An 18,545-nucleotide genomic window follows, 5' to 3' on the forward strand; every position below is an offset into this window, starting at 1 on the left:
CTGCCTGAATTCTGCATGGTCGGCGCTCCCGGGCAAGTCTTGCCGTTTGGACAGGGCGTACCGCCATAAGAGCAGCCAATAATAGATGCCATGTCCCTGCGCCGCGTCTTTTCCACTGCCGGATGGAGCCTGCTTACCTTCGGCTTCGTGAGCGTGCTCAACACTTACCGCTTCGTGACCGTGCGTCACTCGCTCTCGCTGCCCGGACTGAAGCGACCGCTGCGCGTCGCGCACCTGAGCGATCTGCACTACGGTCTTTTCGTGGGCCTCGGGACCATCAGGCGCTGGGTAGACGCCACCCTGCACGCCAAGCCCGACCTGATCGTGATCACCGGCGATTTTCTGGACAGCGGTTTCAACGTGCGCAGCCATCCCCGGCTGATGGCCGAACTTGGCCGCCTGCGCGCGCCGCTGGGTGTGTACGCGGTGTGGGGTAACCACGACTGGACCAGTTTGAACACCAACCGCACCCGCATCCGCTTCGCGGAACTGCTGCGCGTTCACGGGGTGCGCCTCATCAACAACGCCGGGCTGCAGGTCCGGGACGACCTCTACCTGGCCGGGGTGGACGACTGGTGGTTTGGCATGCAGGACCTCGACAAGGCCCTGGAGGGACACGAAGACGGCGCAGTGATGCTGCTGGCGCACAACCCTGACTACCTGCCGCATGTTCCCGAACGGGTCGGGCTGACCCTCAGCGGGCACACCCACGGCGGGCAGGTGCGTCTGCCATTGCTGGGTCCCCTCAAGAAGCGCATGACGCTCAGCACCATCATGCAGGGCTGGGTGCGTGGCACTGAAATCATCACCTCGCCCGCGGAGGGAACGCCCAGCGTGACTCCGGACGGTGAGGCGCTGGGCTTCGTTTCGCGTGGCCTGGGCGTGACCGGTGTACCGGTGCGTCTCAACTGTCCCGCCGAACTGGTGTTGCTGGACCTCAGCCCGCCCGGCGAGCGTACCCAGGAATGATTCGGCGCCTGCTCCAGACGCTGCTCGCCGTGACCGGTCTGTTCCTCGTGCACAGCGCTTGGAACGTCTACCACTTTCGCGTGACGCGTCACCGCCGGAGGCTGTCGCGTCTGCGCGCACCGTTGCGGCTCGTCCATCTCAGTGATCTGCATTACGGCCGTTTTATCCGGCACCGGTCGGTGCGCGCCTGGGTAGATGCCACCCTGCACGCCAAGCCCGACCTGATCGTGATCACCGGCGATTTTCTGGACACCGAAGCCGGGGACAGCCGCCGCCGGGACCTGCTGCGAGAACTCTCCCGGCTGCGCGCGCCACTGGGCGTGTACGCGGTGTGGGGCAACCACGACTGGACCAGCACTACCGCCGCGCTGCCTCGTGACGCGCACCGCCCGGCAGGAGAGGTTGGTACTTCACGCATGGACGACTTCGCGCGCGAACTCGCCAGGGCCGGCCTGCAGGTGCTGGCCAATGAAGGCGTTCAATTGCGCCCGGACCTGTATCTCGCCGGGGTGAACGACTTGTGGTTCGGCACGCCGGACCTCACGAAGGCACTTGCGGGGCGTCAGGAGGGCAGCGTGATCCTGCTCAGCCACAATCCGGACCTGTTGCCCGAGGTGCCAGGCGAAGTCGGGTTGACGCTGTGCGGTCATACGCACGGCGGGCAGATCGTCGTGCCGCTGTACGGACCACTGCATACGGGATCAGCCTACGGTCAGCAATTCGTGGGTGGCTGGGTGCAACAGCCCAGGCAGGCCTACGTGTCGCGGGGCCTGGGGGTCACCTTTCTGCCGCTGCGTTTCCTGTGCCCTGCCGAACTGGTCGTGCTGGACCTCGATCCGGGCTGAGGCAAAGCCTGCCAGCAGCGGACCCGCTGGCCTACTCGGCCAGACCCCGCTCCCCGACCGCGCCTGGAGGAGATTTTCTGCCGCGCTCGGGAAGCTGGCTGAGGATCATGGCGGCCACCACCAGCGCCCCGCCGGCGAATCCGCGCGCACCGACCGTCTCGCGCAGCAGAAAAAACGAGAAGATGCTCGCCGCGACCGGCTCCAGCGCGTAGATGATGGCCGCTTCGGTGGCGCTCACCCAGCGCTGACCGAGCGTCTGCAGCAAGGTCGTGACGGCCGTCGCGGCGAGGCCGAGGTAGATCAGCGCTCCCCAGGTGCTGGCGGGCGCCAGCGAGACGCCTCCCGCCAGCAGCGCCCACAGCCAGCCGAACAGCGCGACCACGATCACCTGCGCCGCCGTGAACGCCAGCGGCGGATGACGCGGCGCGGCTTTCTCCAGGGCCAGGATGTACCCGGCGTAACTCAGCGCGCACCCGAAGGCCCACAGATCGCCGATCACGAGCGCGCCGCCTTCCCAGGACAGCAGGCCGATACCCAGCAGTGCCAGCACCACCGCGCCCCACAAACGCAGCCGAAGAGGCGCGCCTGCAGTGATGGCCAGCCACAGGGGCACCATCACCACGTTCAGACCGGTGATGAAGGCCGCACGGTTGGCGCTGGTGGTCTGCAGCCCAATCGTCTGGGTGGCGTAGCCGATGATCAGCCAGCTGCCCAGCAGCAGGCCGTCTTTCCAGAACAGCGCACTTTTTGGAGTATCCGTACGCCTCCTGTCCCGTCTGAACACGCGGGGCCAGGAGAACAGAAAGGGCAGCAGCACCAGCGCCGCGATGGTAAAGCGCCAGGCGATCAGCGTGGCGGGGGAGAGGGTCTCGGTGGCGCTCTTGACAATCGCGAAGGTGCTTCCCCAGATGGCCGTGACGAAGATGAGCAGCACCAGGCCCAGGGCGTGACGTGACATGCCGCCCATTGTAGAGAGCTGCCCGGCGGACGGCTCGGCTCAAGGGTTTCTCATGGTCGGTTGTGCCGCTCAGCACGAAGACTCATCAACGCATGGTTCGCTGAGGCATTCAACGACGGCGCCCGTCTTCGGCGTCATCAGGAGGAACGCATGACACGACACTGGATCACCTTTGGCCTGAGCCTGGCCCTGAGTACTTCGGCCTTCGCTCAAAGCGCGCAGGAACTCGTGCAGCGCGCACAGAACCTCGCGCAGCAGGCCCGCGCGGCCTACCCGCGAGACGCCTGGAATATCGACCGCCCCCTCTTCAAGCAGGCCGCTGAGGCCGCCGAGCAGGCCGTGCAGGCCGCTCCGAGCGACCCGACGGCCCTGAAGCTCCGCGCACAGATTTACACCGACGCGCGTTTCTGGGCACGGGCCGAGGTCAGCTGGAACGCTTACCTGCAGACCAACAACGCCGACGCCGAGGCTCGGCGCGCGGCGGCGGAAGTGCAGTACAACCTCGGCTTTGCCGCCTACCGCCGCGAGCAGCTCGACGTGGCCCGTCAGGCCTTCACGCTGTGCCTGGAATACAACCCTGACGCGCGCTGTGCCGCCTGGGGCGGGCGAGTGGAGCTCGAAAGCGGCCAGAGCGCCCGCGCCGTGCCCCTGTACGAACAGGCTGTCCGCCTCGCGCCGAACGACCAGAGCAACCAGTACTTCCTGGGCGTGGCGCGCCGCGCCAGCACTTTTGGTGCCGAGGCAACCAGCGCGTTCAGTCGTGGCTACCGCGCCTTTGAGGCCGGCAACCGGCAAGCCGCCCTGAACGAGTTTCAGCAGGCCACGCGCCTCGCGCCGCAGTTCACCGACGCTCAGCGCTTTGTCGGACGCCTGGCTTTGGAGCTCGGCCAGGGCGCGGTGGCCCGGCAGGCCTGGGAAGCCGTGAGCGCGCAACCGGGCGCCAGCGCCGCCGACAAATTCAACCTCGATTTCGCCCGCGAAGTCGAGCAGTTCGGCCTGGAGGCCGTACGGGCCTTTCGCGCTGCCTACACCCAGTACACCGGCGGCAACAAAGCCGCCGCCGAGCAGGGCTTCGAGAGTGCCACGCAGCAAAGCCCCACCTACCAGAAAGCCTGGGCGTGGCTGGGCCGCACCCGCTTCGAGCAGAACAATTTCACGGGAGCGGCCCAGGCTTACCAGGTGGCCGTGCAGCTTGACCCCAACGACAAGTCAAGTGCCTACTTCCTGACGCAGGCCCAGCGCCGCCAGTAGCGGCCAGGGCGTGAAGCGGCAAGGCGGGCCAATCCCACCTCGCCGCTTTTACAGGTCAACCATCCAGATGGGGCGCTCTTCGGTGCAGGGAAGCTTCCCGCGCTCGGCGTGCCGATCACCGTAGTGGGCGACGAGATTCCCGCACTTTGCTTTGCGCTGCTCGGGCTTTAAGGTGTACGGGAAGTTTGATGGTGCGTCACGACCGACGCCCGGAGGTGAAGCTGCATGACCGACCGACCCCATATGACCGACGAAAGTTCGCTGGACGCCGTCCGTTCCCGCTCCTCGATGGAGGACATCGCCAAGCAGGGTGGCCCCCAGGTCGCCACCCCCGACGAGGCCATCACCGCACTCAAGCGGGGGAACGCCCGTTTTTTCAGTGGCCAGACCACCCAGCAGTCGCTGGGTGTCAACGAACGCCGCGCGCTGATCATGTCGCAGACGCCTTTTGCCATCGTGCTGGGCTGCTCGGACAGCCGCGTGCCCACCGAGATGATCTTTGATCAGGGCTTTGGTGACATCTTCAGCATCCGGCTGGCCGGCAACGTGGCGTCGGGCGCGGCGCTGGGCAGCGTCGAGTACGCGGTCAAGCACCTCAAGTGCCGCCTGCTGGTCGTGATGGGTCACGAAGGCTGCGGCGCCGTCAAGGCCGCCATGCTGGGCGACGAGGTGCTGGCAGAGGAACCCGAAAACGTACGCCTGCTGGTCGAGCGCATTCGCCCGGCGTTGCGTGGGATGCCCCGCATTCGTGACGAGAAGGCCCGCATGCGCGAGGCGGTCATCAGCAACGTGCGCTCGCAGGTGGCCCTGCTGCGCGAGAATCCGGTGGTGCAGCGCGCCACCCAGGCGGGCAGCCTGAAAGTCATCGGTGCTTTTTACGAGATCGGCAGCGGCGCGGTGGATTTCCTGATCAGCGATGAGGATCTGGCCGTCGAGTAACGTTGCGGTCCCTGCCAGAACGCCACACCGGCGTCTGATCCGGCGTTCATGCTCTCTGAAGACCCCGCACCCCGGCCCTTGTGGCCGGGGTAGTTTGATGACATCCTGCCATGATGTTTCGTCACGCTTCCTCGCCAGCACCGCTGAACCCATGACTTGGAGGTCTGCCATGAACGCGAAGGGTCAAGCGCTCGTCCTTGCCACGTTTTTGTCTGCCGCGGGCGCCGGGTCGGTCACCAGCGTGACGTTCGCGTCCCGGGAACTCGGTCGAAGCTGGGCGTACAGCGTCTACCTCCCCGACGCTTACCAGCCGGACACCACGAGGTACCCGGTGCTCTACCTGCTGCACGGCAACGGTGGAGACGAGAACAGCTGGCCGAGTGCGGGCAACATTCAGCAGCTGGCCGATCGACTGATTGCGCGCCGTGAAATTCCCCCCACCATCATCGTGATGCCCTCGGCGGGCACCACCTGGTACGTTGACCGCCAGGAGAAGATGGAGTCGGCCTTCATCAAGGACCTGCTGCCGCACGTCGACGCCCGCTACAGCACCATCAATTCCCGCGACGGACGGATGCTCGCGGGGTTCTCGATGGGCGGGTACGGTACGGTGCGCTTCGCAATGAAGTACCCGGAACTGTTCCGCGCGGCGGCACCCCTCAGCCCCGCCATCTACGATCCGCAACCTCCGGAGAATTCCGCCTCGCGGGTGGTCGGTGTGTTCGGTACCAACGAGTTTGATCCGGCCGTGTGGACCTCACTGAATTACCCGCGCTTCTTCGAACGCTTTGTGGCCAAGAAGCTGCCGGTTCCGATGTACATCCACACCGGGGATGACGATGTCTTCCTGATTCACCGCGACGCCACGAATTTGTACGAACGCCTGCGCGCCGCCGGCCAGCCGGCTGAACTGCGCATCGTGAACGGCGGGCACAGCTGGGATGTGTGGGGCTCGGCGCTCGGGGACGCCATGAAATACATGTCACGCTTTATCGCCCGACCCGCCTCGAAGTAAGCAATACAGCGGTGGTCAAAAGGATTGCGAGTTTTTGCTACTCCTTTTGACCGAGCGGCGAGCGCACAGTGCCCAAAAGCGCGTGCAGGCCAAGCCCTTGGAAAGCAAGTCCCTGGAAAGCAAGCCCCTGGAGAGGCCAACCTTCGAGGTGTTCAAAGGGGGATACGCCCACTGGGGCTTGGCCTGCACTCGGGCACGCTCTCAGCGCGGGGAGCGAGTATCCCCAGCGCTGGAACGGACAAACGCTCCAAGCCGCTTAATTTCGGAACTTCTGGGTGACCATCAGGCCCCGAGAGCCGCCGTCCAGAATGCCGATGCCGACCCGGCCGAACTGTGGGCGCAGGATGTTGGCGCGGTGTCCGGGTGAATTCATCAGGCCGGTGTGTGCCAGCGGCAGCGTCGGAGCCAGGGCGAGATTCTCTCCGGCGCTCAGATAAAAAACGCCTGCCTCCGACAGACGGTCGAAGGGCGTCTTGCCTTCCGGGGTGACGTGTGCGAAATACCCCCGCTCGAACATGTCGGCCGAGTGACGGCGCGCGACTTCGGTCAACCCGGGATCGGATTGCAGCGGCGCGAGACCGTGGGCGGCGCGCTCCCGGTTGAGCAGCGTCAGCATCTGTGCCTCCAGCTCGGGTGCGGGCTGGGCGCCCGTGACCCGAAAAGGCAGCGTGACGCGTTCACCCGAGTCGGGGCGAATGGTCCGCGAGTTCATGGTCTGCTCGACTGCCCGGCCGAACACCGGGTTGAGCGTGGCCTGTGCCCGCTCGGCATAAGTGGCCAGTTCGTTGGCCAGGTGGCTTTCGCGCACCTGCTGTCTCAAGGTGGCCGGCAACGGCAAGGTCATCAGCAGGGCAGAAACGATGACCGTGAACAGCCCGCCCTGCAGCAGGGCGGGGATCAGGCCCAGCAGACGGTTCGTGCGTGCTTCATGGACGCCTCTGGGAATTTTGTGTATCAGCATGTACCCGATCAGGTTGATCAGGGCGCCCCCGAGGACAAAGATCAGCAGGAAGGCTGCCGGAACTGTCCAGGTTTCTTCCCAGTCAGCCACCTGGCCCAGCCACGCAGCCAGCGTCGGGTAGAAGCGCAGCGCCAGCACAAAGGCGCCCACCAGGCGCAGGACGTCGATCAGACCCAGCACGAACCCATGCCGCCAGCCCTGAAGTGTGCTCAGGAGGATCAGCCCGATCAGCCCGACATCCACGAAATTCCACTCCATCTCCTGCATTGTCCCGTGCGTTTTGCCCGTGTGCGTTCACGTGGTGCGTGGTGTCCTTGAGCGAAGCTGAAGTGACCACCGCTTCCAGTCGGCTCCACCCCGTCCAGCCCTGCAGCGTCGTGTCTGCCGGGTGGTCTGACTGCACAAGGCGGCCGGGCGCCCTGACCCACGCCCCCTATACTCCCGGCATGACTTCTCGCCCTGCCCTGGCGCATCGCGCCGTTGCCCGCGCTGCGCGTGGCGACGATGCCGAGCCCACGCTGTCACGCGATCCTTTCGATCTGGAAGGCGTGTCGCGTGACGCGGCACACCTGATCGGGCAGCCGCAGGCGCTCGCTCAGCCCACTTCGGAAGCCCAGATCGCGCGGCTGCTGCGCTCGGGCGCGCGCGTGCTGCCGGTCGGCGTGCAGAGCTCCCTGACGGGCGGCGGCACGCCCCGGGGTGATGTGGTGCTCAGCCTCGCCCGCTTCGACCTGATGGAGCTTGGCGCGGACACGGTGCGGGTCGGTGCGGGTGTGCCGCTGCAGACGCTGGGTGCCTTTCTGGCCGGGCATGGGCGGGCCTACCCCGCCACACCCACCTACCTGGGGGCCACGGTGGGCGGCGCGGTGGCCAACAACGCGGCGGGCGCCGCAACCTACAAGTACGGCACCACCCGCGCCTGGGTCGAGGGGCTCACCGTGGTGCTGGCGGGCGGTGACGTGCTCGAGGTGCGGCGTGGCGAGGTGCGCGCCAGCGAGGACGGCTTTTTCGAGATTGACGGTCCGGGTGGCCTGCGCCGCATTCCGCTTCCCACTTATCCGCTGCCGCGGGTGCCCAAACTCGCCGCCGGTTACTACGCCGCTCCGGGCATGGACCTCCTGGATCTGTTCGTCGGCAGCGAAGGGACCCTGGGCGTCGTGACCGAAGTCGAACTGCGCACCCAGCCCCTGCGTGATACCGCCTTCGTGCTGCTGCCCCTGCCGGGCGAAAGCGCCGCCCTGCGCCTGGTCGCCCTGCTGCGCGAGCACAGCCAGCGGACCTGGCAGGGCGCTGACCCGAACGGGCTCGACGTCAGCGCCATCGAGTCCCTGGACGGGCGCTGTCTCGCCCTGCTGCGCGAGGACGGGCTGACCCGTTTTATTCCCGCGCAGGCCGGATACGCGCTGATCGTGCAGCTCGAACTGCCCTCGGCCCCGCTGGCCGAGCACCGCGCCGCCCTAGAGGCCGCCTTCGACGACGACGCGCCCGACGCGCCATTGAAGCGCTTCGTGACGCTGCTGCTGGAACACGACGCCTTCGAGGACGCCCAGATCGCCCTGCCCGGAGAACCCTTCGCGGCGGAAGTGCTGAAAATCCGTGAGGCTGTTCCAGACGGCGTGAACCGCCGGGTCCGCGAAGCGCAGCGACAGGATGCACGCGTCAGCAAGGTCGCCGGGGACATGATCGTGCCCTTCGAGCACTTCGCGGAGCTGATGGCCATCTACCGCCGCGGTTTCGAGGAGCGTGGCCTCGACTACGCCATCTACGGTCACGCCAGCGACGGCAACGTGCACCCCAACCTGCTTCCGCGCTCGGGCGAGGACGCCGAGTCGGGGCGCGAGCTGTTGTTCCTGCTGGCCCGCGAGGTGGTGCGCCTGGGTGGCTCGCCCCTCTCGGAGCATGGGGTGGGGAAAAGCCCGGTCAAGCAGGCGATGCTGCGCGAACTGTTCGGCGAGGCGGGCGTGACGCAGATGCGCGCCGTGAAGCGCGCCCTCGACCCCGCCTGGCAACTGGCGGCGGGCAACATGTTTCCGGAGTCCTAAGTGTCTACCGCCTCAGTTCGTCCACCGAAGGGAACAGCACCCAGAACGACAGAACCCAGCGGTAGACAGGCTTCCCCTACTCGCCTCCGCTCGACTTGAGTTTTGGTGTTCTCCCAAAACTCAAGTGGGAGGTACTTAGCATTCTGAGCGGTGATTTCGAACCCAACTGTATTAAGAGAGGGTGCATTCAGAGAGGGCGCAGTTCTGCTGCTGCGGGCCGTGCAGTTTACTGCTGAGTTTCACGTTGGTCGCCCTCCAATTCATCTTGGCAGGTCGTTCGTGTGTGCTATGGTTGATACTGCTTGTGAATCCGTTCACCCACTATGCAGGATGCACCGTGCCCATGGGAAACACCTTGTCCATGGAAAAGCAGACGGATCTACTGATCATTGGTGGTGGTGTGGCCGGGCTTTACGCGGCGCTGTGCGCCCGCAGCCGTGGAATGCGCGTGGTGCTGGTGTGCAAGAGAGCAATCACCGGGGGCAGTACCTACTGGGCGCAGGGCGGTGTGGCCGCCCCGCTTGCTGCCTGGGACGAGGAGGCGCACGCGCGAGACACCCTCACCGCCGGACGCGGCCTGAGCGACGAGACAGTGGTGCGCGAGTTCGTGCGCGAGGCCCATACGCACGTCAACGCTTTGGCACGGCTCGGGGTTCCCTTCGCACCGAACCTGGCGCGCGAGGGCGGACACGGTCTGGCCCGTATCCGCCAGGCAGGCGGTGATGGAACCGGTCGCGCGATCAGCGAGACGCTGGCACGCCAGGTGGGCGCCGCTGGTGTGGTGGTGTGGGAGCACGCCTTCGCCCGTGCCCTCCTGCGCGATGACCAGGGCCGCGTGGTCGGCGCCGATATCCTGCCCAAAGGCGGTGGTGTCTGGCGTGTGCGGGCGGGCAGCGTACTGCTCGCCACCGGCGGGTTCGGCCGTGCCTATCCGGTGACCACCGCCCCACGCGAGGCAACAGGGGATGGGGTGGCCCTCGCCGTCAATGCGGGAGCCCAGGCGCGCGACATGGAGTTCGTGCAGTTCCACCCCACCGTGGTCATCGCCGGAAGTGAAGGCCTGCTCGTCACGGAAGCAGCGCGCGGCGCGGGCGGTGTGCTGCGTAACGCACATGGTCACCGTTTCATGACCGCTTATGACCCGCACGGGGAGCTTGCGCCGCGCGACGTGGTCGCGCGCAGCATCCACTCCGAGCGCAGGCGGACCGGCAATGTGACCCTCGACCTGTCCCATTTGGGAGCTGCCGAGGTTCGCTCACGCTTCCCGAACGTGCACGCCCGGCTGCTCCGTGAGGGCCTTGACCTCGCCCGAGACCCCGTTCCCGTGCAACCGGCGGTGCACTACACGATGGGTGGAGTGCGAACTGACGCCTGGGCGCGTACAACCGTGCCCGGCTTGTATGCGGCGGGGGAAGTTGCGTCCTGTGGCCTCCACGGTGCCAACCGCCTGGCCAGCAACAGTCTTTCGGAAGGCCTGGTCTTCGGAGCGCGCGCTGCGGCTGCGGCGGCTGAAGAGTTGTCCATCGGGTCGGGTCGGGTCGAAGCCTGTACTGGCGCAGCTGGAGTTGTCCCTGAGCTGGTGCGCGACATCCTCGCCCGTGCAGCAGGGCTGGAGCGCGAAGCCGGACACCTGCACGCGGCACTGGGCGAACTGGAGAGCGCCCGCCCGTCGCGGGCGCTCTCCGTGCAGCACGGTGACGATCGCGCGGTGCACGAAGCAGCAAACTTGACACTCATTGGCGCGCTGGTATTGCGTGGGGCACTCGCCCGCGAGGAGTCGCGTGGAGCGCACCTGCGCCTCGACTTCCCCGGAATAGGCGAGTACCCCTACCACGTCGTTCAGGACGGTACGCGGGCGTGGCGAGAGCCTCTGGACTCCGCGCGACAACAAGACGCATGCTACGCCCCGCACAGCACTGTCCTGTAAACCACTTCCTTGTAAACCACTGCACCCTTGGAGCCGAACATGTTGACCCTCACAGAGCGATTACGCGCTGCCCTCGCCGAAGACGTGGGGCGTGGCGACGCCACCACCCTGGGAACCATCCCCGTCGATCAAGCCGGGCATGCGAGCTTCCTGCTCAAACAACCAGGTCTGCTCAGCGGCTTGAGCGCTGCTGCCCAGGCCTTTACGCTGCTCGATCCCAGCGTGCGGGTGTGCTGGCACGTCACCGAAGGGCAACCCCTGCCCCCCGGTTGCCTGATCGGAGAGGTCAGCGGCCCAATGCGCGCCCTGCTCGGAGCCGAACGCGTCGCCCTGAACCTGCTTCAGCGGATGAGCGGCATCGCCACACACACGTACGCGCATGCACAAGCCCTTCAGGGAACCCGCGCACGCCTGCTCGATACCCGGAAGACCACCCCACTGTGGCGCGACCTGGAGAAACAGGCGACACGTCACGGTGGTGCGAGCAATCATCGCTGGGGACTCGACGACGGCATTCTGATCAAAGACAACCACATCGAGGCCGTTGGCAGCGTTGCTGAAGCCGTACGCCGTGCAAGGGCGTCTGCCTACCTGCTCAAGGTCGAGTGCGAGGTCGAGACGCTCGACGAGCTCAGGGAGGCGCTGACGGCTGGAGCAGACCGCGTGCTGCTCGACAACATGATGGACACTGTACTGGCTCAGGCGGTTGCCTTACGCGACGAACTCGCTCCACACGTCACCCTGGAAGCCAGTGGCAACATGACCCTCGAGCGTCTGCCGCGTGTTGCCCAGAGCGGTGTGGATTACATCTCTGTGGGCGCTCTGACACACTCGGCCCCCAGCCTTGACATCAGCCTGAACGTCACCGTGAACAAGGAGCACCTATGAGCGTCATCCCAACTGCGCCCGTGTCCCAGCTGCTACAGCTCAAGCCCCTCCTGGACGAGGCCGAAATACGCCGCGACATCGAGCGCCTGCGCCGCGAGCGCAACGCGGTGATTCTGGCCCATAACTACCAGCGACCGGAAGTGCAGCAGATTGCAGATTTTGTGGGCGACAGCCTGGGCCTCGCGCGGCAGGCAGCCTGCACGGACGCGGACGTCATTGTCTTCGCGGGCGTCCATTTCATGGCGGAGACCGCCGCGATTCTGAACCCCGACAAGACCGTATTGCTGCCCGACGAGCGTGCCGGGTGCAGTCTCGCGGATACCCTCACTGCACAGGATGTACGGGACTGGAAAGCCGCGCATCCCGACGGTGTGGTTGTCGTGTACGTGAACACCACCGCAGACGTGAAGGCCGAAGCCGACTACTGCGTGACCAGCGGAAACGCCGTGCAGATTGTCAGCGCATTGCCCGACCACGTTCCGGTACTGTTTGCACCGGACAAGTTCCTCGCTGCACACGTCGCGCGTGAGACCGGACGCATGCTTGACGTCTGGGATGGTGCATGCCACGTCCATGCCGCAATTCGTATCGAAGACATCACGGCGCAGCAGGAAGCGCACCCCGACGCGGAACTGCTGATTCACCCCGAATGCGGCTGCAGTACCCGGGTGCTGCAGCAGGTGCCGGACTTGCGCCTGTACTCCACCGAAGGAATGGTCACGCGAGCCCGTGCGAGCAGCGCCTCATCGTTCATCGTGGTCACCGAACTGGGCATGGTGCACCGCCTGGAACGCGAGGTTCCAGGCAAGACATTTGTGCCCGTGGCGCAGACAGCCTGCTGCAACTACATGAAAATGATCACCCTGGAAAATATCTGTGAGAGTCTGCGCGACTTGTCCGGTCAGGTGACTGTCCCCGAGCCGATTCGCAGGCGTGCGCTCTTGCCCATCGAGCGCATGATCGCAATCGGGTAACCCGAGCTCCATCGATCCCGTGCGGCTCTGGGTCAGAAGTTTCCGCCGGGCCACCTGAAGGCCCAGCGGGGCGAGTGAATACGGGTAGGGGCTGCAGGAAATGGAGCTCCGGCCCTGTGATCTTCCAGGGTAGAACGGGTGTCACCACGTCCACTGAGTGTCTACCGCTTCAGTTTTGTCGTTCTGGCAACAACCTCAGAACGACAAAACCAGCGGTAGACACCTTTTCCCTACTTGTCCTCTACTCGCTTCGCCTGCCTTGAGTTTTGGCGCTTTGCCAAAACTCAAGGGGAGGTACTTAAAGTGGTTGTCAAAGACATTGATCGGTTTTTGATCACTGTCTTCGGCCGAGCGGAGAGCGCACAGTGCCTTCTTGGGCAGAGCAGCCCTCAAAGTGCTCTAAAGAAAGCGCTTTGAGGGCATGCCCGCCAAAACCGCTTTTGGGCACGCTGCCTGCGCGGGGAGCGAGTGACCTTGACCAGAAGCGTTTGGAAGCGGGCAGGCGTCCTGAAGGGCGTCCGTTCTGCCCAAGACAATGGAATTGCTGGAGTGTCTTCCTCCAAGGGTGGAATGGACAAACGCTTTAAAGCGCTGGTCCAAGACATTCACAGGGCCGTTGAGGCAAGCGTGCTACTTGGTGCCGTCGCTCGTGGTCTGACTTGGTAAAACAATTTCGTACTTGCCCTTCTGTGTGGTGTCATCCGAGGCAATCAGCCCGGTGAGCCGGACCAGCAGGGCTTGCCCACGCCCACCTGACAGGTAGGGTGTCAGTTCTTTGGGGTCGCTGACAAACTGCAGCCTGTCGCGCATTGAATACAGATCGACTTGCCCGTCCTGGCCCAGGGGCGCCTGATCGATGAGGGCAAGGCCGCGCTCGTCTCGGGAAAAGATGCCGATGATGCTGCCAGCCGGAGCGTTCATGCGCACAGTGTGGGTGTAGAACTGAGGGCCAAGGTCGGTATTCGCGGCGCGGTTCGTGAAGCTGGCGGCTTTGTGGGTAATCTTCAGTTCACTGCCGATGTCCATCAGCACGCTCTCGTAAATGATGGACGCCGGAGCATTTAATTGGGTGTCTCCCAAGGTGAACGTGGTCTGGCCAACCTGGATGGTCGGATTCATCCAACCCGTGACCGTGACAGGAAGTCCGGTGGCCATGAAGTTGAAGGGCAACTCTCTCAGGTTGGCGAAGCGGTCACCATCACGAGAGAACGTGGTCCGCAGACGGTTGGGTTGGCGAGCGCCAGGGAAGGTCAGAACGGTCTCGTTCCCTTGGCGTTGCACTCGAACACCCAAAGGTTTCAGCGTGCGTTCCAGGCTGTTGAGGCTCAAATAATATTGGCTTTGCTGAGGCTGCCGGAAACGGTAGCAGTACACACCACCTTTGCTGCTGATCACTTCGATAAAGTCGTTGCTTTGCATTCCGTTCCTCGCCTTGGCGCAGACAGGCGGATTCGGAGATTTGTTGGTTACGGCGACCTGTGCCGAGCCGCTGGTCATGCCGAGCGTACCGAGTGAGACAAGCAGTGCAGACAGGGCAGACAGTTTGATGATTTTAGGCATGAGATACACCTGGTTCATTCCCGCGCACACCCTTTCGGGAGGTCCGAGTTCTCGGATGGCGCGTGAGACGGCTTCGCAAGGGGGAACGCCGAAGACGATCAGACCGTCGACTCGCTCCAGGAGATGTTCTTCCAGTTCGGCGCGGACTTCGCGGCGTTTGGCGCCCCACAGGCCCCAGGTGGCAAGGGCAAGGTAGCGTTGCAGCTCCACCTGGCTTTGCAGCTCTCGCAGGCGCATAAGGGTCACTCGGTGAGCCCGTCGAGGGCGCCTTTGAATTCCCGCCACTCTGCGCGTTTACGGGAAAGGGCTTCGCGTCCGCGTTCGGTCAGGAAGTAGTACTTTCGGGGCTTTCCATTTCGGCCAATCTCGCGTTCTTCCGTGCCAAGCAGGCCGTCCTGGGTCAGGCGGTGCAGGGCCGGATAGAGACTCCCCTCCTTGAAGTCGAAATACCCTTCAGAACGGACTTTGGCTTCCTGAATGATGCGGAAACCGTAGAGGGCTTCCTTGTCGAGAACGCTGAGAAGAATCAAATCGAGGTTTCCGCGCAACTGGTCTGGGTTCATGTTGCTCCTGCCTGGTCGTCGGCGCCCGGCGTCCCGCTGCGTTGCCGACCTTACTAAGCCTAGTCTGTCTACATAGTGGGACTTGGTAGTAGGTGCGTCAAGGACAAAACGGAAAACGCCACCGGGCAACGGCATAGAGAAACGTCTTGCAACCACGCGACACGGCAGGAGACGCCGCTCTTTGCCCTCTGCTGTCCCGGGACATCTTCTTATGGGGTCACGGTGACAGAATTCTGCTGCTCCGTGTTCGAACCAGTGCCGCCGAGTCATGGTGAAAGTCGGCCTGACCTGCCACCCCCGCGCGGTGAGGTGGGCGTTAGACTGTCAGGATGTTGCTGTATGGTCGAAATCCCGTTCTGGAAGCGCTGCGCGGTGGGCTGGTGCAGGAACTCCTGGTCGCGCACGGTGTGGAGAAAAGTTTTCTGCAGGAACTGCAGGCCTTTGACATTCGCCTGAAGTTTGCCCCACGCATCGAACTCGATCAGCTGGCCGGTACCACCCAGCATCAGGGCGTGATCGCCGAGGTGGAGGATCTGGCCTGGGCCAGCGTCGACGACATGCTCGACCGGGCGGAAGCGCGCGGGGAGACCCTGCTGCTGGTGCTGCTCGACGGGGTCACCGATCCGCGCAACTTCGGGGCGATCATTCGCAGTGCTGAGGTGCTGGGCGCACACGGCGTGGTGGTCGAGGAAAGGCGCAGCGCGCCCCTGAGCGCCACCGTGGCCAAGGCGGCGGCGGGCGCGACGAGCTTTCTGCCGGTCGCGCAGGTAAAAAACCTGCCACGCTTTATCGACGCCCTCAAGGAAGATGGCGTGTGGATATACGGGGCGGCCGGAGAAGCCGCGCGCGATCTGCGTCAGCTCGATTACGACCGGCGGCTGGCGCTCGTCATCGGCGCGGAGGGCGAGGGGTTGCGCCGTCTGGTGCGCGAGAAGTGCGACGAGCTGGTCAGCATTCCCGTACGCGGTCAGGTGCAGAGCCTCAACGCCTCGGTGGCGGCCAGCATCCTGATCTACCACGCGCTCGCGAGCCGGCCCGGTTCAAGGTAGGGAAGACAGGCACCCGGCGTTGCCCGGATGCCTGAGTGGTACGGCAAGCACGCCGCTTACCTGGTCCTGCGTTCATCTGCCGCCAGCCCTTATCGGTGTTCACTCGCCCAGCTGGTTTCAGGTGTTGGCGTAGGCCACGGCAATCTGGGCGGCGACCGCCGCGTTGTGCTTGACCAGCGCAATGTTGGCGGTGAGGGACGCGCCACCCGTGATGTTCACGATGCGCCCCAGCAGGAAGGGTGTGGCGTCTTTTCCTGAAACCCCTTCCTGGTCCATGTCGGCCAGGGCCCGCTCGATGATGGGCGCAATTTCGTGATTGGGGATTTCTGCCTCCGCCGGAATGGGGTTGGCGACCAGCACCCCGCCGGAGAGCCCCAGGGCCCATTTGGCCTGCATCACGCGCGCCACCTCCTGGGCACTGTCTACTCGCAACGGCGCCGCGAAACCGCTTTCCCGCGAGTAGAAGGCCGGAAACTCGCTGCTGCCGTACCCCAGTACGGGCACACCCAGGGTTTCGAGTTTCTCGAGCGTGAGGCCGATGTCCAGGATGCTCTTGACGCCCGCCGAGATGACCGCGACGTTGGTCTGCGCCAGTTCGGTCAGGTCCGCGCTCACATCAAAGGTGGCACTCGCCCCCCGGTGTACGCCTCCCGTTCCTCCGGTCGCGAACACCGCGATGCCCGCCAGGGCAGCGAGGCGCATGGTGGTCGCCACCGTCGTCGCGCCGTGGCGTCCCAGCGCCACGGCGTAGGGCAGGTCACGCAGGGAGAGCTTGAGAATGTCTTTCTCGGTGCCGAGCAGCTCCAGATCGTCGGGATTCAGGCCGATGCGCGGCTGGCCGTGCAGCACGGCGATGGTGGCCGGCACCGCGCCGTGGGCGCGCACGATGTCCTCGACTTCACGGGCCGTCTGTACGTTCTGCGGGTAGGGCATGCCGTGGCTGATAATGGTGCTTTCCAGCGCAACCACCGGGCGGCCTTCCCGCAGGGCGTCTTGCACTTCGGCAGTCAGGACGAGGTCGGTGTTCAAGTCAGTTTCCTTTCAGGCGTGCGTGGAGGGCTTCCGGGGTGAGGACCGGGGAGACGGTGTGCGAGCTTTCGACTGTCAGCGCGGCGGCGGCGTGCCCGAAGCGGGCACTCTGAAGGTCGCTTTGTCCTTCCAGCAGGGCCGCGGCGTAGCCGGCCAGCATGGCGTCACCGGCGCCGGTCACGTCGGTTACTCGGGCGGGCAGGGCCGGTAGAACCTCGGCGTGCCGGGCTGTACAGAACAGGCTGCCGTCTGCGCCGAGCCGCACCCAGACGCGCTGCACTCCCCAGCCGTGCAACTCGCGCGCGGCGCGCAGCAGGTCTTCGTGTGTGGACAGAGGGCGCGCCAGCATGGCTTCGAGTTCCTGGCAGTTGGGGGTGAGCGTGTGAACCTGAAGGCCAAGGTGCAGCAGGGCACGCACTTTGGCCGCTTTCGGCACGCTGACCGGTTCGATGATCAGTGGAACGCCGGCCTCGTGGGCCGTGCAGCCCACGAAGCTCAGCGCTTCTGAGCTGAGGTTGCCGTCCACGATGACGAGCGCGCTGTCTTCGAGCAGTGACCGGCGTGCCTGCAGCGCCGAGACGTTCAGCTGCGCGGTGACGTCCATCGCCGCAACGGCGATGACGAGTTCACCCTCGGGCGCGAGTACGGCCGTGTAGGTTCCGGTCGGTTCGTTCACCCGCAAGACACTGGTCACGTCCACGCCCGCTGCGTGCGCTTCACTCAACAGCATCTCCCCGTGTGCGTCGTTGCCGACCGCGCTGATCAGGCGCACCGGTACGCGCAGCCGCGCGAGGTTCTCGGCAACATTGCGGGCGACGCCACCCGGAGAACTGTCCAATCGCCCGGGATTGCTGGTGGCGGGCACGGGCGACGCGTTCAGGGTGAGTTTCACATCGACGTTCGCTCCGCCAATGACGGTCACGGCGCGCGCGGTGATCATGCGGCCACGGTGCGCGGCGCGGACTGGAAGAGACACCGGGCAGAAAAAGCGAGCATCACTCTTTCTTCTAGCGCCCGGAGTTTGCCTCGTGCAAGCTTCGCGGCACCCGGGCGTTTCAGCTTCGCGGCGCGACGCCGCGCGCCGGCACGGGTGACGAGAGAATCAAGGAGGTGACCGGCGAACCGTAAGCCTTGAAGCCGGTGATGACCTGTTCCAGGTGCCCCACACCGCTTACGGCCACTTTGATGAAGTAGCAGTCGGTGCCCGTGACGCGGTCACAACCGCGCACTTCGGGCAGCTCTGCTACCTTGTGCAGGAAAGCGTCGTCGCGTGAATTCTCGACCGAGATGCGGATGTAGGCCTGCAGCGCCAGTCCCAGCTTGCCCAAGTCGAGTTCGGCCCGGTACCCCTGTATGATGCCGGCGTCTTCCAGGCGCCGGACCCGCTCGGCCACGGCGGGCGCGGACAGGCCCACTTTGCGCCCCAGTTCACTGAAGGGGATGCGGGCGTTGGCCTGCAGTTCGTTCAGCAGCGCCCAGCCGGTCTCGTCAAGCAGTTTCTCGCTGGTAAGCGTCATGGCTTAGCTTAACATTCTTCAGTAAATATTGGAGATTGCCTTCGATTTCGCCTGTACG

17 protein-coding genes are annotated in these 18,545 nt (G+C 65.0%); 10 read left to right on the top strand and 7 right to left on the bottom strand.

What is annotated here, in order from left to right; translation table 11 throughout:
• Positions 1-90 precede the first annotated feature (90 nt).
• Both DEIPE_RS12525 and DEIPE_RS12530 read left to right on the top strand, forming a co-directional pair.
• On the top strand, positions 91-969 hold the full coding sequence (locus DEIPE_RS12525; protein ID WP_015236331.1) for a metallophosphoesterase: 879 nt from the start codon (positions 91-93) through the stop codon (positions 967-969).
• On the top strand, positions 966-1,814 hold the full coding sequence (locus tag DEIPE_RS12530; RefSeq protein WP_015236332.1) for a metallophosphoesterase: 849 nt from the start codon (positions 966-968) through the stop codon (positions 1,812-1,814). The genes DEIPE_RS12525 and DEIPE_RS12530 overlap by 4 nt, the downstream gene beginning before the upstream one ends.
• A 31-nt stretch (positions 1,815-1,845) precedes the next feature.
• Here DEIPE_RS12530 and DEIPE_RS12535 read toward each other — a convergent pair whose 3' ends face one another.
• The gene (locus DEIPE_RS12535) at positions 1,846-2,772 is read right to left on the bottom strand and encodes a DMT family transporter (RefSeq protein WP_052326793.1); all 927 of its coding nucleotides are present in this window, start codon (positions 2,770-2,772) and stop codon (positions 1,846-1,848) included.
• Positions 2,773-2,922: 150 nt separating this feature from the next.
• On the opposite strand from DEIPE_RS12535, the gene DEIPE_RS12540 reads away from it, so the two are divergent.
• The 3 genes from DEIPE_RS12540 (at position 2,923) to DEIPE_RS12550 (ending at position 5,977) form a co-directional block, all read left to right on the top strand.
• Complete coding sequence (locus tag DEIPE_RS12540) at positions 2,923-4,023, top strand: tetratricopeptide repeat protein (RefSeq protein ID WP_015236334.1); 1,101 nt, start codon at positions 2,923-2,925, stop codon at positions 4,021-4,023.
• A 225-nt stretch (positions 4,024-4,248) separates the two neighbouring features.
• A complete protein-coding gene (locus DEIPE_RS12545) occupies positions 4,249-4,962 on the top strand; it encodes a carbonic anhydrase (protein WP_015236335.1) in 714 nt (237 codons plus the stop codon).
• Between the two features lie 169 nt (positions 4,963-5,131).
• Positions 5,132-5,977 carry an alpha/beta hydrolase gene (locus tag DEIPE_RS12550; protein ID WP_015236336.1) on the top strand — a complete coding sequence of 282 codons (846 nt, stop codon included), beginning with the start codon at positions 5,132-5,134 and terminating at the stop codon, positions 5,975-5,977.
• Between the two features lie 256 nt (positions 5,978-6,233).
• Here the strand turns inward: DEIPE_RS12550 and DEIPE_RS12555 are convergent, their stop codons facing one another.
• Positions 6,234-7,196: a CvpA family protein gene (locus DEIPE_RS12555; protein ID WP_157448857.1), complete on the bottom strand. Its 963-nt coding sequence runs from the start codon at positions 7,194-7,196 to the stop codon at positions 6,234-6,236.
• Between the two features lie 188 nt (positions 7,197-7,384).
• Here DEIPE_RS12555 and DEIPE_RS12560 point away from each other — a divergent pair, with 188 nt between their 5' ends.
• The 4 genes from DEIPE_RS12560 to nadA all read left to right on the top strand — a co-directional run bounded on the left by DEIPE_RS12560 (position 7,385) and on the right by nadA (position 12,769).
• Positions 7,385-8,980, top strand: a complete 1,596-nt coding sequence (locus DEIPE_RS12560; protein WP_015236339.1) for an FAD-binding oxidoreductase — start codon at positions 7,385-7,387, stop codon at positions 8,978-8,980.
• Positions 8,981-9,341: 361 nt separating this feature from the next.
• Complete coding sequence (locus tag DEIPE_RS12565; protein ID WP_052326794.1) at positions 9,342-10,907, top strand: L-aspartate oxidase; 1,566 nt, start codon at positions 9,342-9,344, stop codon at positions 10,905-10,907.
• A 39-nt stretch (positions 10,908-10,946) separates the two neighbouring features.
• Positions 10,947-11,795, top strand: a complete 849-nt coding sequence (nadC, locus tag DEIPE_RS12570) for a carboxylating nicotinate-nucleotide diphosphorylase (RefSeq protein WP_015236341.1) — start codon at positions 10,947-10,949, stop codon at positions 11,793-11,795.
• Complete coding sequence (nadA, locus tag DEIPE_RS12575) at positions 11,792-12,769, top strand: quinolinate synthase NadA (protein WP_015236342.1); 978 nt, start codon at positions 11,792-11,794, stop codon at positions 12,767-12,769. The genes nadC and nadA overlap by 4 nt, the downstream gene beginning before the upstream one ends.
• Before the next feature lie 630 nt (positions 12,770-13,399).
• Here nadA and DEIPE_RS12580 read toward each other — a convergent pair.
• Both DEIPE_RS12580 and DEIPE_RS12585 read right to left on the bottom strand, forming a co-directional pair.
• Positions 13,400-14,539 (bottom strand): permease prefix domain 1-containing protein, encoded by a 1,140-nt coding sequence (locus tag DEIPE_RS12580; RefSeq protein ID WP_157448858.1) that lies wholly within the window; start codon positions 14,537-14,539, stop codon positions 13,400-13,402.
• A 32-nt stretch (positions 14,540-14,571) separates the two neighbouring features.
• Positions 14,572-14,892, bottom strand: coding sequence for a PadR family transcriptional regulator (locus tag DEIPE_RS12585; RefSeq protein WP_015236344.1), 321 nt, complete (start codon positions 14,890-14,892; stop codon positions 14,572-14,574).
• Between the two features lie 329 nt (positions 14,893-15,221).
• Here DEIPE_RS12585 and rlmB point away from each other — a divergent pair, with 329 nt between their 5' ends.
• A complete protein-coding gene (gene rlmB / locus DEIPE_RS12590; protein WP_015236345.1) occupies positions 15,222-15,941 on the top strand; it encodes a 23S rRNA (guanosine(2251)-2'-O)-methyltransferase RlmB in 720 nt (239 codons plus the stop codon).
• A gap of 117 nt (positions 15,942-16,058) precedes the next feature.
• Here rlmB and DEIPE_RS12595 read toward each other — a convergent pair whose 3' ends face one another.
• The 3 genes from DEIPE_RS12595 to DEIPE_RS12605 all read right to left on the bottom strand — a co-directional run bounded on the left by DEIPE_RS12595 (position 16,059) and on the right by DEIPE_RS12605 (position 18,487).
• Positions 16,059-16,970: a pseudouridine-5'-phosphate glycosidase gene (locus DEIPE_RS12595; protein WP_015236346.1), complete on the bottom strand. Its 912-nt coding sequence runs from the start codon at positions 16,968-16,970 to the stop codon at positions 16,059-16,061.
• A 1-nt stretch (position 16,971) separates the two neighbouring features.
• Positions 16,972-17,910: a carbohydrate kinase family protein gene (locus DEIPE_RS12600; RefSeq protein WP_015236347.1), complete on the bottom strand. Its 939-nt coding sequence runs from the start codon at positions 17,908-17,910 to the stop codon at positions 16,972-16,974.
• Between the two features lie 115 nt (positions 17,911-18,025).
• Complete coding sequence (locus DEIPE_RS12605) at positions 18,026-18,487, bottom strand: Lrp/AsnC family transcriptional regulator (protein ID WP_015236348.1); 462 nt, start codon at positions 18,485-18,487, stop codon at positions 18,026-18,028.
• Between the last annotated feature and the right edge of the window lie 58 nt (positions 18,488-18,545).

Source organism: Deinococcus peraridilitoris DSM 19664 (assembly GCF_000317835.1).
Classification (GTDB): Bacteria; Deinococcota; Deinococci; order Deinococcales; family Deinococcaceae; genus Deinococcus_A; species Deinococcus_A peraridilitoris.

What these genes read in the sequence shown, in the direction of transcription:
- DEIPE_RS12525 (WP_015236331.1), top strand. Translation starts at nt 91, where the DNA reads ATGTCCCTGCGCCGCGTCTTTTCCACTGCCGGATGGAGCCTGCTTACC.
- DEIPE_RS12530 (WP_015236332.1), top strand. Translation starts at nt 966, where the DNA reads ATGATTCGGCGCCTGCTCCAGACGCTGCTCGCCGTGACCGGTCTGTTC.
- DEIPE_RS12535 (WP_052326793.1), bottom strand. Translation starts at nt 2,772, where the DNA reads ATGTCACGTCACGCCCTGGGCCTGGTGCTGCTCATCTTCGTCACGGCC.
- DEIPE_RS12540 (WP_015236334.1), top strand. Translation starts at nt 2,923, where the DNA reads ATGACACGACACTGGATCACCTTTGGCCTGAGCCTGGCCCTGAGTACT.
- DEIPE_RS12545 (WP_015236335.1), top strand. Translation starts at nt 4,249, where the DNA reads ATGACCGACCGACCCCATATGACCGACGAAAGTTCGCTGGACGCCGTC.
- DEIPE_RS12550 (WP_015236336.1), top strand. Translation starts at nt 5,132, where the DNA reads ATGAACGCGAAGGGTCAAGCGCTCGTCCTTGCCACGTTTTTGTCTGCC.
- DEIPE_RS12555 (WP_157448857.1), bottom strand. Translation starts at nt 7,196, where the DNA reads ATGGAGTGGAATTTCGTGGATGTCGGGCTGATCGGGCTGATCCTCCTG.
- DEIPE_RS12560 (WP_015236339.1), top strand. Translation starts at nt 7,385, where the DNA reads ATGACTTCTCGCCCTGCCCTGGCGCATCGCGCCGTTGCCCGCGCTGCG.
- DEIPE_RS12565 (WP_052326794.1), top strand. Translation starts at nt 9,342, where the DNA reads ATGGAAAAGCAGACGGATCTACTGATCATTGGTGGTGGTGTGGCCGGG.
- nadC (WP_015236341.1), top strand. Translation starts at nt 10,947, where the DNA reads ATGTTGACCCTCACAGAGCGATTACGCGCTGCCCTCGCCGAAGACGTG.
- nadA (WP_015236342.1), top strand. Translation starts at nt 11,792, where the DNA reads ATGAGCGTCATCCCAACTGCGCCCGTGTCCCAGCTGCTACAGCTCAAG.
- DEIPE_RS12585 (WP_015236344.1), bottom strand. Translation starts at nt 14,892, where the DNA reads ATGAACCCAGACCAGTTGCGCGGAAACCTCGATTTGATTCTTCTCAGC.
- rlmB (WP_015236345.1), top strand. Translation starts at nt 15,222, where the DNA reads ATGTTGCTGTATGGTCGAAATCCCGTTCTGGAAGCGCTGCGCGGTGGG.
- DEIPE_RS12600 (WP_015236347.1), bottom strand. Translation starts at nt 17,910, where the DNA reads ATGATCACCGCGCGCGCCGTGACCGTCATTGGCGGAGCGAACGTCGAT.
- DEIPE_RS12605 (WP_015236348.1), bottom strand. Translation starts at nt 18,487, where the DNA reads ATGACGCTTACCAGCGAGAAACTGCTTGACGAGACCGGCTGGGCGCTG.